A 15,115-nucleotide genomic window follows, 5' to 3' on the forward strand; every position below is an offset into this window, starting at 1 on the left:
CAAGACAGGCCGATTTACAGTTGATCAGACAAGCGCAATTACTTGCCACGGCCCTGAGCCATCACCCGTAGTGTCTGGACAATAATCCACATATCAAACAAGAATGATCGACGTTTTGGATACAGCAAATCGTACCGTAATCGCTGAACCATCTCATCAATATTCGAGGCATACCCATATTTAATCTGACCAATAGAGGTGATACCTGGCTTTACTTTTAATAAAGAGCGATATTCTGGAGCAATTTCAACAATCTGATCAATAAAATGCTGCCTTTCCGGACGAGGTCCGACAACAGACATATCGCCAATCAATACATTGTAGAACTGAGGCACTTCATCCAGCCGTGTACTACGCATAAACCGCCCCCAGGGCGTAATTCGATTATCGAGCAGACCGCCAGACAATACGGGTCCCGACTTTTCAGAGTCGACGTACATACTCCGAAACTTGTATATCTTAAATGGCTTACCTCCTCGCCCAATCCGTTCCTGCGCATAGAAGATCGGACCTGCTGATGAAAATTTTGTGATAGTAGCCAGAATAAGAAAAAAAGGCATTCCCAAACTCAGAGCTGCTACAGAAAACAATAAATCAAATGATCGTTTTAAGGTATTAACCTGAAGATCTGCCAGCGACTGCGATGACAGGTTTAGAATTGGCAAAAAATCATGGTATTCAACCGAAGCTCCACGAGCTAAAAAGCCTCTAAAATCCATTAAAAGTTTGGTCTGGTAATTAAATTCAACTCCGTGATCAACAACCATGCGAATTCGCTGACTGTCCATGTACGGCATGCAACAATACACACAGTCGATATGATTTACCTGTATGTATTCTAACAAACTTTCGTAATCTCCATTTAACAGTTGAGTAGTTTCTATATTTTTCTCGTCGAAGAAGCCACAGAAATGAAACCCCATTTCCGGATGCGCATCGTAAAACCCCCGAATTGTGTTGGCTAGTTTTCCGTATCCAACAATGATATATCGTCGGTTGTTGTAGCCTCTCGCTCGATACTCGTTCAGGAACACGACTCCACCAACCCGAAAAATTATACCAAAGCAAATAAACAGTGCGTAAGTAATGAGGAGATGTTCGCGCGAATAGTAGTACCCTTGAATCGCTACCCAACATAACGCAATAATGGCAGCATGAGTGAACGTGAGCAATAAAAGTTGCCTTATCAGGTTAGCTGATTTAAACAACTGTCGCGGATATACATAAGGTTTGAATACTAAAATATCTAAGAGCCAAATTGCATTAAAGAGCCACCAAAGGGACGCGTATGGGGAATCGGTAATGGCTGCAAGTGAGCGGAACTCTATCCAGTAAGCGCCGACAAAAGCCGCATTCAGGCCCAGGAAATCAATGATAACATGGAGCGGGAAGAATAGTATAGAATAACGATGCCTCATACATATCAGGGTTACACGCTGAGTTTGGCATGTGATTACCGAACTGTATGCCCTAAAATTAACGTATTCGCTTGATGATCTGACGACAATATTATCTTGCGGCTCAATCAAACAGATCGCAAATTAGTGACAAAAAGCCGGTAACCAAAGTTAGTCGGGTATTAGGTAATAAACAAAGGTTATCGTGTCAGTTACTTGACCACATCTTCTTTACGCTGAGAAACGAACCAACACTGTTTTGATAAAGTGATCCAGCATCGGCCGCCAACGTACCAGTTAATAAAAGGCCACCCATAAGATTCAGGGGAGCAGCTATGCTTAGATAAGAAGAAAACTGACCGCGAGGAGAGATATACGGTATATTGTAGGTACCTAGATTTCGGCTGAACGACAGTTTGGTTTGGTAGGCTATAGGCCCCGTTAAAAAGCGTCCATTTACAGGAAGGCTGCCAGCCAACCCAACATGAAATGCGTACACTCGATTGTTCGTCGTGAATGTTCCCTGCGGATACTGATCTTGTGGGCCTAGGGCAGGAGGGATAAAGGGCGTACCGATCGTATGTTGTCGATAAGCCCAGCCATCCCTAAACTGCTGGTGATTGAAGTAGTCATCTTTCCCTCGCTTGCCTGGGTCATCAATGATGAACTCAGGACCGCCCTGGCTTGTCGTGTTCAGAAACTCAAACAGAATATCGCGAACAATGGCGTTAGGGTCATTTCGGCGAATACGAACACCGTTTAGGCCATCAGCTATATTGATCAAATAAAAGAGTGATCCATCTTCGTATATATTCTGCCGATAGAAATACAGCGTGTGGCGAACTAAGTCAATCTCTGCGGCTAAATCAATGGTTCCAAGGTGATTCCCGACTCGATTTGTTAAATCGAAGTAGTTATACTGACTCGTGTCCGTTTGTTTGGGGTAAAGCGCTGTTACAACATAAAAATAGTTGATCAGGCCGGAAGGCAACTTGCCGTCTGCCTGGATGGATGGCGGTATATTGTTAGGGTCTGCAATCCTCCCTCCCCATACAACCTGGTGGTTTATACCTCCATATACCCTCAATACATCTTGAGGTCGGCCAAAACGAAGATACAATGACTTCTGATGTAACATCGGATTCTTAATGTATCCGTTTGCATCCAGGTAACCATGCGCAAAGGTGCCCTGAACGGCTACCCACTCTTTTGTAAAACCAATTGGGGTAAAGTTCGGTATGGAGAGTTGAATTTTGGGTACAGGCATGGCATTGCCCGACCAGGCGTACGAGCCTGTTGATAAACTCGAGTCTGCCAAGCCAAACTTTTCCCGCTGCCTACCAATGTATGCTTCAAAAATACCTCGCTTTACTTTTATGTACGCTTCCGGCAACAGTAGTTTCCGCTCATAGGGTAATTGGTTCAGTGTTGCATTGGCAACTACATTGAGCCCGTAGCCGAAATCATATTTCGAGGTACGCTGCTTAGTAGTCTGAGAGCTAGCATAATCACTATACAACCCAACACGAAACGTAAACGCAGGCGACCGATTTGGAACTATCCCGTATTGATTTGTCCTCAACCAAAATGGCGTTTCTGTTGATGAGGACAGATAGGCACCAGCTTCAGCAGAGTACTGAATAGGCCTACCAGCACGTTGAGCAAATAGATCAGAAGAGGCAAGTATAAAAGAGAGCGATAATAATAGTAAACCTGACTTTAGGCCAATGTGCATTGAATGTCGGTTATCTGGTAAAAATTCAGAGTCACAATATTAATGCCATCTGCTTATCTTTATTATATATGCACTTGTTTTCTGAGACTACGGATACAAAACGGGGCCTGATAAGTTTACCAGGCCCCGTTTTGTAGTCCGTTCATTACTTTTTGATGAGTCGGCTAACTGCCTTTTGCTCATTCACTTCAATAGTAGGAATGTAAACTCCGGTGTTTAGGCCAACAGGTTGCCATTCAGCTTTATGCATTCCTGCCATTTGCTTTTCATCCTTCACTAACTGTCCTACTAGTTTACCCTGTGCGTCGGTTATCCACAGATTAACCTTGCCATCCGCAGGAAGATAATACTCAATAGTAGTCGATTCTTCGAAAGGATTAGGATAGGCTTTCAGTTGTAAGGATACTTCAGCGGACGCATTAACGATTGGTCTGATATAAGCCGTAAAGACACTACCACTTTTCGCCTGAAAACCAGGAAGCAAGCTTACAGAATGACCCGCCTGATAGGCCACCGTGCTTCTTGTTCCTATTGTATTGACTGCATCTATCGTTTCTACCGCCTGCTCCAGATGCTGTCCCGCTTTCTCGTAGCTGATCTGAATTCGTATCGACCGTGGTGTCGTCTGAGCAAACGAGAGCGACGACAGACTACATCCTATTAGTATAAGTAAGAATCTCATATTACTTACGTGTTTTAGTTTGGAGTCTGTTTACGCGTTGCTCTAACCGGGCGCTTTTCTGTTTCAAAACGTCGTTCTGTTTCTTCAGATCAATAACGTATAAGGTGAGTTCTTCTACTTTCTCAAGAAGCTTGGCTTGCATTTTACCGACATCGACCCCCTCTTTAACTACTTCTTCGGCTGAAGGAACACCTGGAAGATGCTTTTCGCGATTGATATACGTCTCAACTTCCTTTAAACCTCTCAAGTTATAACCTTCTTCGAATACGCGGTCTGACCAATCGTTAGAGCTCTTGACCGCTACCTTCACCTTCTCAGTCAGTATCCCATCTGCAACATACAAACGATAGCCAGTTGGAGTCTGCGCTACTCCAGGTCCAATGATAACGCCACCCGTGTTCGTATTCTGAACATTTTCTCCATCGACTTTCCACAAACTATTTTCGTCTGCGGCTAAACGTCCGGAGCCATTAAGGCTGCCTAGTATAACATCGCCTTGTGCATTAACTGTTAAGAATTTCGTTTGATTTAAGGCTGTAGCCGTTGCGGATGACGTCAAATTTGTAAGTCGCAAACCGCTATTACCAGCTGTTCCCTGAGTGATCTCCAGTTTGTTAGCTGGCGCAGATGTTCCAATACCAATGTTTGCACCATTCCCTAAGACAAGAGCATTAGAGATTGATACCTGAGCGTTTGCTCCAATGGCACCAGCGTTGGTAAGACTTGCGGCATTCGAACCAGCACTATTAGCCTGCCAACCGATGAACGTGTTATTGCTACCACTTACAATTGATTGAGCCACATCTTGGCCGATGAATACATTATTACCGCCCGACTGATTATTAAAGCCCGCATGTGTACCAATATATGTATTTTGACCAGCATTGTTTTTATATCCTGCTCCATCGCCAATAGCCATATTATAGCTACCAGAAATATTGCTACCTCCAGCACTATTACCCAAAAACATATTGTACCCCCCCGTCGAATTATTTATTCCAGCTTGCGCTCCAATAAATACGTTACTTGCTCCTGACGTATTTCGGTAACCAGCCAGTGCTCCAGAAAACACGTTGCTGCCACCGCTTGTATTAGCGACTCCTGCTTGTTGTCCTATGAATACATTGCTACCACCTGTTGAGTTTGCCATGCCTGACTGGTAGCCTAGAAATGTATTAGCTAATCCAGTATTGTTTGTTCCTGTACTCGCACCAACAAATGTATTTTGTGTGGCTGACCCATTTGAAGCACCGGATAACGACCCTATAAATGTATTACCGCCACCAGTAAGATTGCCACTCCCTGCATCAGAGCCAACGAATGTATTGTCGCTACCTTGCGTACTCGCATAACCTGCTCCTGTTCCAAAGAATGCATTGTTGTTACCCTGTGTATTAAAATAGCCAGCCCTATATCCAGAAAATACGTTATTATAACCAACGCCATTAGTATAGCCAGCACCTGATCCAAGAAATGTATTGTTATTTCCCGTTGTGTTGCTAGAGCCAGAAGCATAGCCCATAAACGAATTGTTTTGGCCAGCCGTATTTTGATTACCAGCAGAGGCTCCCAAAAAAGCATTTTGTGTACCCGCCATATTTTGAATCCCCGTACCTCGACCAATAAATAAATTACTGGCTCCACTCATGTTGAGATTCCCAGCACCGACACCAACCAGTGTGTTATCACTGCCTGGCGTAGAAGAACCGGGTGTAGTAGCAACATAGTTTGTTTGACCGAATAGAATAGTTGGCGTCAATAGAATAAATGAAGCCAGTATAATATGTTTCATGTGCGAACTTATTAAGCGTTATTGATAGAAATAATTACATGAACTGGAGCGATAAGCATGCCAAAGGCCGTAACGAAACGAACCAAACATAGCCTTTTTATTTTGAGGTACAAAGGTCCATCAGACAAATATCGTTAATTAATGATTCCAGATATTAGGAAACTAGTTCATTTTTGCCAATTAACACTTGATTGACATTTTAACGTTCTGGAGAAGCGATTGTCTGTGCATGTCTGCCAAAGCCGTTTGGCCTCAACCCCACACAAACGAAGCCATCGCGCAGCTATTTGCTCTTTTATATGATTTTTTCCCGACAAGAAGACTACCGAAGAAAGTGGTTTGGCGTTAACAGAAGCTACAGCCAAAGACTCGTTAACAAAACCCACTTGCTGTCTCCTGTTGGAAGACAGATACACTATATAAACTAAAGCGAACCAGCTTGATATCTACTACCACTGTTAGCCTATACGCGGACACACTGTAAACACATATCTGTAATGGTTGAGCAGTCTGGTCAATTTCAGCTGAATCTACTTGGGTGCTGCTCCCGATGACCAACCACATCTGACAGGTCGAGACTCAGCCTTGACTAGTCAGTATATTGTAGAATTAATCGACAATTTGTGCAGCCGCTACCCAAAGCAGAATTCCTGTTGATCCAACGTAGTCACTTGTATGGACAGAGCGCCCATTTACTATTCGCAAACGGTCAGAAGCTGGCTTCATCGTCGATTTGTTCGAGTTCATCTGGAGGGCTTATCAACTTATAGTCTTGTGCTTAATTCTTTGGATGTAGTGTGAAGCCAGTTTAAACAGTTCTTATAAGAATGGAACTCTACGAACTTGGAGTTGCTCTAAGCCATCATGCTGGAAGAAATAGATTACTTACAGGCAGACCACAAACCTATGCGTTCCTGTTTTCGAAAAGAAGAAGCTGCCTCTTTCACACATTTATTCGCATACCTATGACATCAATGTCATCAGTCACATTTATCAAGAGAATCGCACCGAACGTCGTTCTTATAAAATCAGCTTACCCTTACGCCAATGGCGTATTAAGGGTGAACCCATAACACCAGAAAGAAAAACCAGCAAAGCAGTATTATTTGCAGCGGTTTGATCAAACACATACCAGCTAGCTAACTTACCATCGTATAGAACGTTCGAAGATTCTGAAAGAACTGATTCGATGCGAATACATCTGCACTTTGTGGCAAGTGAAACAAGCCATTTCTCTCTCAACTTTACTTGCTACGCTCTTGACTTATACTGTTTGTATAGTTTCAATTGGCTTTATAATGGTAATTATAACGTCCAGCAGGAGCTACATCTCCATTCAGCCAAAAATCCATAATATCTCCTTCTTCTTGGCAATTGTCCGACCATTTAAACTCAAAATTTAAACTTTTCCCTGTATTCTGAAGAAGCTTTCGCGGTATTTTCATTTCTAACTTGTTGCCTTTAGATGCGTATTGAACTGAAGCAATTGTGGTCCAGTCGAAACCTTTTGTATGTTTTTCCAGCGTTGCCGAATTACTTGTACGTCTTCTATTTAGTACGATATCATATCCTTGCCATCCTGTACTTTTTGAACGATCTAAGTCAATAAACAATGTCATCCAGTTTTTGTCCGTAAAAGGAGTAAGCTTATCCGCTGTTTCAACGTAGAAGTATACATATTTCTCATCACGAGCAACTCTTGCACCGATAATATCATTTCTTCCTGAGTTGTTCTTATAATGATGTGGCAGAAACCCTGGCGAATCTCTATGTAACGTGCTGCCTCTGTGAGCTTTAAACTCAGGCCTTACCTTACTCCACTCCTCGAAGTTTGCATCAATAATAATCTTTTTAGTTACTGATGCTTTTTCTTCAACCGGAACGCCTTTAAATCGTCGAATATTTGCTACCATCTGGTAGTAATAATTGTCTCCAAATCCGCCTTTCATCGGTTCTATATCTCGACTATTTTCCGTATTATATTCGTCGGGAAAAGCATTTCGTTGTTGACCCCATTCACGCTGCCGTTCTACAATCCATTCATTCCAGCCAGTTATAAAAATAAATTCCACATCTTGTTTTAATGCAAAGTTCCACTGTTCTTGAAAATTGAGACCATAGAGAAAGGCATTATTCCTTTTATCCTGCCCTTTAGCTTTTGTGTAGCTTCGCCCAAAAACATCAGGGGAATTCATAGCCGTTAATCCCCGAGTTTTTGACCAATTTTGTGAAACGCTCACCGGCATTTCTTCAAAGCCTCCACCCTTTTTCTTAACAAACCCATGCTGAGGATATATTTGCAGCCACCCCCATTGATTCTGACGCTCAGGCAGTTTTGCATAATCAGGTTGTACAGGCCTGAATGTAAAAAAGTTTCTAACGTCTTTGTGAAACTGCGAACCTGCCGGATTTCCAGGAATATCTTTCATAAAATCAGGATAGCTTAAAAGTAGAGGCTTTCCTTTCCAGTGAAACCATAATTCTTTGTATAAACCTGGCTCGTACAACTCTTTATACAACTGATTGATTGCGTTCTGGCCTCCATCTACAGGACCAAAAGCAGTCATAAAGGCAATTTCGGGTGTCTTTATTCCGTTTTTACGGGCTTCAATAAACACTTCACAAAGTGCGGTATATGCTGGTTTCCAGACTAGACTACCATTTGTACAGTCGAAAAAAATCACGTCTATGTTAGCGTCAGCTAACATTTCAGCGTGCTTCCATAACACCCATTTGTCAGTGCTAGTGTAGAACCCAAACAATGGCTCATTCCAGAAGTAAACCCCCTCTTTAGGCCATAACACATCGTTGTAATTGTCATTGAACTTCAATTCGGGTTTATCTTTCACCAACTTAGAAAGGTTGATAGGTGGCTGGTTTTTTGCTTGGTAATAATAGTGCCATGGCCAGTAAAAAATACCAACATATCGGTTCTTGCGTATCACACCCGTCATGGGTAGTTTACGCCCAATTGCGTCCGTAGCCGGTAGATTTGCACTATAATTTATCAATGGAGACTGAGCCATCGCATTTGTCACCAAGATGATTAAAAGTAAAATAAGGCTTCTCATAAGTACAGTAACTATAAACTATATATATTGCAATATATTGTTTACAAATGACATGCTATGATCCAATTATCGATGTAATTTGACCCTGCAAATCTGGAGCAAGACCCAAATCTTACAAATTGCTGAAAATCAAGTCACCAACTAATAAAATGCAGCAACGTATTACTACAAGAATGCTTTGTTGACCGAGCGACCAAAAGGTTAGATGTGATCATTTTGGTCATGATATTAAAATTTTTACAACAACCTTTATCAACACTTTATCTTTTTATGTATACAAAATACCAGATATTGGATACATTCGCAAACAACAACACTTTATTATCCCATACACGTAAAATTTAACTAAAGATTTATATTTTGAAAATTTTGGCTAAAATTTATATCCTAATGAGCCAAATATAAACACTTTTGCTTTTATTCTAAATAACGATGCCTTTTAACCATTATTGGATTGATACGTGAGTATAGGCAACCTTCATAATGCCACCGCCTTATAAAATCTCCCAATTTTATTTGGCTTACTAGCTGGAAGTCTGCGGTACGGCAATACTGCTATAAACAGAGAGATTTGTACGCTAAATACGAAAAGATTTTTTGCAAGTACACCAAAGAAGACTTTAAGCTGACCAATATTGTGAGGCTTATTTGAAGAAAGTTTTCTTCAAACTTGTATAAAACTTACTAAACCATTAGCTACTCTATCAAGGCTACTCGTTTGAAAGTTAAGAAAGATCATTTTGACAAATATTGTTTTCAATTATTCAACACTCTGCGATGTCAATTAATGTAAAAGATTACGGTGCCATGGGCAATGGGCAGGTCGATGATGCAGCGGCTATACAACGAGCTGTGGACTATGCCAAAACAGTTACCACAGCAGGTGGGGGAGTGTACAGACCAACTATCTACTTCCCGGCAGGGTACTATGTGATTTTATCCCCTATTAATATAACCAACACAAGTGGCATCTGGCTGGTAGGTGATGGTGGTAGATGGCTGAACACAATCATTTTTGGTCAGACTGGCAGCTGTATGTTTGACTTCAGTGGATCTAATCAATCCGGATGCGAAAATTTTGAGTTTTTGTCAACAGCACAATCTGGCTCTGTGCGTTCAACTGTTGGGGTTCAATTTGCTTTGACAGATGCCGGTGGATTGAATTGCGATGTAAAGAACTGCTCTTTTAACATGGAAGACTATCCAGCGGCTAACAGCGGATTTGGCACAATCGGTATTTTGAACGCACGTGCAGAAGAATTTACTGTTCGAGATTGCCTTGTTCGTGCTAATACGCCTATTGTTATGAGCAATAGCGTATCCTTGGGAGCAACAGGTATAAATTACACAGTAACTAGCAGATACCAGAATCTGGCAAGTGGAATTGGCTCAATGGGAGTAACCCATATAAGTGGCACTTCTTTGCAAGCGTATGAGAAACGGCAACCTGCGCTCATTCTCAACGGAACAAATAGCTTAGCGTTTCAAGGGTATATAAGTAGAGCTTCTTCTACCAACGGGACTAATGAAACAGCTATTTTATGTAGTCAATATACCACTAACTTACGCATACAAGCGACAGTCGAATCCTTTTCAAGATTACTAAAAATAAATAATACTGGTTTTGAAGGGAATGATCTGAACTTTGTTATTGCGAACTCTACAACACCTACTACAGAATTGATTGATTTGACGGGATCTTTTACAAAAGGCTTACGACTATCAGTCTCTATTCCAAATTCATCTGAACGAAGTAATCGATATATAATATACCATGCACCAGTTGGCGGTGGTTACCAAGCTGCGACCGGTTTCATAAAGAACAGCGAAATATACTGCCTAGATATTCCTGATAATCAATATATTATATCTGCCAACTTATTAAAAAAAGCCGTAAATATTTCACTTCAAACTGAACGACCATTCGAAAAAAGAGGTGGCCGTATTAAGCAATTAAATAATAATACGGTCTCAGCTGGTACTTTAGGCGCTATTACACCGGCTACAGCTTTGCAGTTTCGTCAGGCCAATCAATTACCGTTTAACAATACAAACGGGGGTTATTATCGTGTTTGGCTTGATGGTGTTGTACGCGGAGGAAATTCTAATTCAGGATGGTCAGCTACGCTTTGTTTTCAGGCTCAAATTGTTATTAATCAACTATACAATGGTGTTTTCGATCTCCCTTCAATAACAGTAATTACGTTAGATAAGTGTGTATCGAATCCTTCTTATTTAGATCTTATCGGGGTAACAGTAGATATTACGTTTGCAAACGGCCTAGGTATTGTATCTGTGACCCCCAGGGCTATGGGCAGTGGGACTAATGAACCAATCACTTACGATGGGCAAGCTGAAGTTCAAAGCGATTTTTTAGCTAATGATCCAATTCTTATTACTTAAGTCTCTAGTTCCAAAAAGAGCGATGCATACTCAGCATGCGCTTAAAGCTAGCTGGCAAATATTGTTCTCCGCTGCCTAAACGATAGCCAATATACTTGGCTATCGTTCGAACCAGCTGAGCTGGAATAAGGTGTATATGGCCATTCTGACTTAAGTATTTCCATTCTTGTAAAACATACTTAAATCCTTCAGATTCAGCCTGCGTAAATTCTTTTAATACCACTCGTTGTTCTCTGTGAAACACGCCAATGTCGAAGTAGCGTTTGAATTCTTCCACAACACTGTAATCATGTGAGTGAAATACTTCAGCCTCCGCGCAGTAAGCAACTATTTTGCCTTGTAATATCAAGCGGGCAGCAACAGATACATCCTCTCCTAAAATAGTATCGCTAGGAAAGTATCCTACTGCTTCAAGATCACTTTTTCTGTAAACGGCAAATGAGTTAGAGCAAGAACATGTCTTAATCCCCATTCTTGGGATTAATGTTTTATCCTTGAGTATACTATGAGCTGGATAATTGGTTAAACGAGCAAAATGACCAAAAACACCTGTCTGTGGATAAGGAAGCTGGCGACCATAAGCCATCGCTATGTTGTCTTGGCTAGTCAGCATACCCACGATATAATCAAATGTATTCATTGATGAAGGGAGCGCGTCTTGTGTCATAAACATAACAATATCATACTTAGCTAGTTGTGCGCCAAGATTACGAGTTGTGCCATGATTGAACTCATTCTTAGCTATAGAAACAAAGGGTATCTTCCAACTATTTAAAATGTTACGAGTATCGTCTGTCGATTCGGAGTCTATCAGTATCAGTTCGTGCTCAAGCGATTGCTCCTGCAATCGCTTGAGCAAGGCTGGCAAAAAAGAAGCGGCATTGTAAAGAGGAATGACAACTGAAATCATTTGTAAGTGGTACGTTTGGTTAAATACAGTCAATCTCTTTTAGAAAAACAATTACAGTATATATTTTTCAAGTAAACGTAATTTATATCAGCAAAAAAACGTATATACTTCCTATCTGATATTTTTCATAATATTACAAGAGAAGTCGTTTGGCTACATAATATGATAGTACGGCTCTATTCTTTATCTTTTGTGTTATACTATACCCGAGTTCGCCGGTAGGTGATGCATTATTACCATGACGTACATAAGATATTAATGGTTCAGTATTGAAGTAGACTCGTCCTTTGGCTTCAACCATCAAACCTATCCACCAGTCATGCATATGCACATGTGCTGGAAATGGTAATGCATAGGAAAGCACCTCTCTTTTAAAAGCCATACAGCAACCTATATATGAGTTTTTATAAAGATTATACCAAAAACCCTTTTTACTACCTCGTTTTCGGAAGAAAGAATCATACAATATTGTTTCATGCCCGTCGACCACTGTACAGTCTGATAAAACAAGGTCATTAAACATTAAAAGTTTTAATGTTTTCTCTACTTTATTAGGTAACCATATGTCATCTTGATCAGCTAAAAAGATAAATGCACCTGTAGCTTTTTTCAAGGCTTGTTCAAAGTTACTCAAAGGCCCCTGCTTCCCAATGTTTGTACTCACTCGGATGCGTTTATCATTGATTTGGCTAATGATATAAAGCGTTTTATCTGTTGACTTATCATCAGATACTACAACTTCATCCTGATCGGACAACTGAAACAAGATAGATTCTAACTGTCTCTTTATATATTTCTGCCCATTGTATGTTGCCATACAGACGCTAATACGAGTCATATTTTCTTCAAAAAACCTTTCAATTATTCAAGCAACAACTAAATGTATTAATTGATACTAAAAATGCAGCTTTCTCACTAACAAACGACCATGTAGAAACAAAGACGTTAGCACATAGACAGGTAAAACAAAAAAGCATGTATCAAACGCTTGAGTTAGAAAAAGGGTTACTTCTATACTAAGAGAGTATGCCTGCTGACATATACAGCATACCAGCACAAACCAGAAAGCGGAGTAATACTGAGCTTTAAAGTAGTATTCCCTTATGAAGCAGTAAACTCCGCCCACAGCTAAACTATAAAATAACGCACCATAGTATCCAAAGTACACCTGCCCTTCAATGTAAAAGGGAGTATTCGGACCCACTATGACAGCAAGATTGCTGTTAAGTAGCGCATTCTCTACCATTATATTGCCCAGTGCTTCTTGAACCGTAACCAAACGCAAAAATCCTAAGATCTGATTGAACAAATGTCCGGGAAACTCCCAGGAGTGATACCGGGAGAAATACTGTTCATTTACAGGATTATAGTAGAACAAAATTGAATCTGCACCGTATAACAATCTTCTTACAAAAGAAAAAAATGCTTGCTCAGTATCTGAGTTTTCTTTTATAAAAACACCAAAAAAAACAGTCAGTAAAATGACCAATCCTATCGGCGCAATCATATTGAACTGACGTACTGCCCTTTTCCTACCACTGAAAAACTGATGATTTATAAGTAAAGCAAAAGCGATAAGAACACGAAGTAATGAAGATTTTGACCCTTCCAGAGAAGTAAAGAAAACTAAGACGAGTAACATAGCTACATCTGTCCAAGTACGCTTAGAAAGAATAAGAAAAAGTAGACCCGCTCCTAAAAATCCGCCTATTCCCCAGTTTATTTTCAAAATTATGCCGAAGCCTTTAGCAAAATTATCAACTTTAGCCGTAGTTGGATCATCTGATAAGAAGGCAAAGCCTGTTGTAAAAAATAATACTATATTAGCTAATAGATAGACAACAAATAAAATCTGAATTGTTAATCTAAGAGTAGAATAATCATATAGCTCTGTGACTGAAAGTAACTTAACGGATTTAATTTTCCATCTTTTTGACCACTGATGAGTTAAAACAAAACCAACAAATAAAAACAATTGACACAAAAAAAAGTTAATGAGATCTGCAGGACGATCTTCCAGCACTAGGACAACTAACACGCTGGCAAATGATATTGTGAATACGTAAATGAACAGAGGATCAAAAATAGAGTAAATAAACTTCCGGTAACAACCGTAATATAGTGCAAAAAAACCCAATGCATATAAAAGTACTTGAAAGAGATTATCTAAGTCTACTTGCATACGACAATACTATTTTTTAATATTAAATTGAAAAAACATCAGTAGCAATGGCTTAATAATATCTGTCTCAACTATCTCTATTCATTCACTCATTGAATTGTCCTAAGCGCCCTGTCAGTCCATCTTTTATCCCTTTTTGAAGCATATGAATTCCTTTCAATCGATTGTTATCCAAAATTATAGATTTAAATCCTTTCTTTAAAATTTCCTTAAAAACTGTCCAAACAAATTCAGGATTTGTCTTAAAATATTTATAAGAAAGGTATATACCGTTTCTTGTAAAATAATAGAGTCGTATGGGCGAATGAGTACCATATTTACCTAATACGAATGAACCAATCTTTATATGCCTACTATAACCAAGTTTGTGATCAAGACGTATGAAGGGTAGTTCGATGACTTGATATCCACTAGCATTTAGGCGGAGGCCAAATTCATGATCAACATGGTCTATAAACAAATCGTTATTGAATCCACCAATTTCCTGATATGCCGTCAAACTTAAAAGATTACCCGATGTTAAAGTAAACATCAAAGGTCGAAAAATCTCATCGTCTTTTTTATTATGATGCACACCAGATAATATACCAATTTCTGAAGGATATGAATTCCAAAAATCAATCATTTGATTAACCATTTCAGGAGGAGTTCGGGTATCATCGTCCATAGTAAGAAGCAATGAAAACTCGTCCAAAATTGCTTTCTGCGCAGCCCAATTTAATGCAGCTGCGATGCCTTTATTACCTACTAACGAATGATAATGAACATGCGGGTAAGCTTTCAGAGCAGAAATTAATGCATGATTTGGCAAACTGGAATTGTCAACTACATACAATTTCTCAACCTGCTCAAGATAAGTCTGTATTGTATCAACTGTATCATTTTCGCTATTGTAAAGAATTACCGCACCAGCAACGTCCTTTTTCTTAAAATTTGTTGGCAT

General features: G+C 40.0%; 10 protein-coding genes. 1 reads left to right on the plus strand and 9 read right to left on the minus strand.

Annotated elements, in window-relative coordinates; all coding sequences use genetic code 11:
* Positions 1-38 precede the first annotated feature (38 nt).
* The 5 genes from ACYU87_RS15815 to ACYU87_RS15835 all read right to left on the minus strand — a co-directional run bounded on the left by ACYU87_RS15815 (position 39) and on the right by ACYU87_RS15835 (position 8,677).
* The gene (locus ACYU87_RS15815) at positions 39-1,418 is read right to left on the minus strand and encodes a sugar transferase (protein WP_461135047.1); all 1,380 of its coding nucleotides are present in this window, start codon (positions 1,416-1,418) and stop codon (positions 39-41) included.
* Between the two features lie 187 nt (positions 1,419-1,605).
* The gene (locus tag ACYU87_RS15820; protein ID WP_461135048.1) at positions 1,606-3,132 is read right to left on the minus strand and encodes a capsule assembly Wzi family protein; all 1,527 of its coding nucleotides are present in this window, start codon (positions 3,130-3,132) and stop codon (positions 1,606-1,608) included.
* 145 nt (positions 3,133-3,277) lie between these two features.
* Entirely contained in the window at positions 3,278-3,814 is a 537-nt protein-coding gene (locus ACYU87_RS15825) for a T9SS type A sorting domain-containing protein (RefSeq protein WP_461135049.1), read from the minus strand.
* Between the two features lies 1 nt (position 3,815).
* The gene (locus tag ACYU87_RS15830) at positions 3,816-5,606 is read right to left on the minus strand and encodes a beta strand repeat-containing protein (protein ID WP_461135050.1); all 1,791 of its coding nucleotides are present in this window, start codon (positions 5,604-5,606) and stop codon (positions 3,816-3,818) included.
* Between the two features lie 1,283 nt (positions 5,607-6,889).
* Entirely contained in the window at positions 6,890-8,677 is a 1,788-nt protein-coding gene (locus tag ACYU87_RS15835) for a glycoside hydrolase family 71/99 protein (protein ID WP_461135051.1), read from the minus strand.
* A gap of 750 nt (positions 8,678-9,427) precedes the next feature.
* Here ACYU87_RS15835 and ACYU87_RS15840 point away from each other — a divergent pair.
* A complete protein-coding gene (locus ACYU87_RS15840) occupies positions 9,428-11,080 on the plus strand; it encodes a glycosyl hydrolase family 28-related protein (RefSeq protein WP_461135052.1) in 1,653 nt (550 codons plus the stop codon).
* Between the two features lie 4 nt (positions 11,081-11,084).
* Here the strand turns inward: ACYU87_RS15840 and ACYU87_RS15845 are convergent, their stop codons facing one another.
* The 4 genes from ACYU87_RS15845 to ACYU87_RS15860 form a co-directional block, all read right to left on the minus strand.
* Positions 11,085-11,990 (minus strand): glycosyltransferase family 2 protein, encoded by a 906-nt coding sequence (locus ACYU87_RS15845; protein WP_461135053.1) that lies wholly within the window; start codon positions 11,988-11,990, stop codon positions 11,085-11,087.
* Between the two features lie 133 nt (positions 11,991-12,123).
* Positions 12,124-12,828: a glycosyltransferase family 2 protein gene (locus ACYU87_RS15850; RefSeq protein WP_461135054.1), complete on the minus strand. Its 705-nt coding sequence runs from the start codon at positions 12,826-12,828 to the stop codon at positions 12,124-12,126.
* Positions 12,829-12,885: 57 nt separating this feature from the next.
* Entirely contained in the window at positions 12,886-14,172 is a 1,287-nt protein-coding gene (locus ACYU87_RS15855; RefSeq protein WP_461135055.1) for an oligosaccharide repeat unit polymerase, read from the minus strand.
* Between the two features lie 85 nt (positions 14,173-14,257).
* The gene (locus tag ACYU87_RS15860) at positions 14,258-15,115 is read right to left on the minus strand and encodes a glycosyltransferase (RefSeq protein ID WP_461135056.1); all 858 of its coding nucleotides are present in this window, start codon (positions 15,113-15,115) and stop codon (positions 14,258-14,260) included.

Source organism: Spirosoma lituiforme (genome assembly GCF_054776635.1).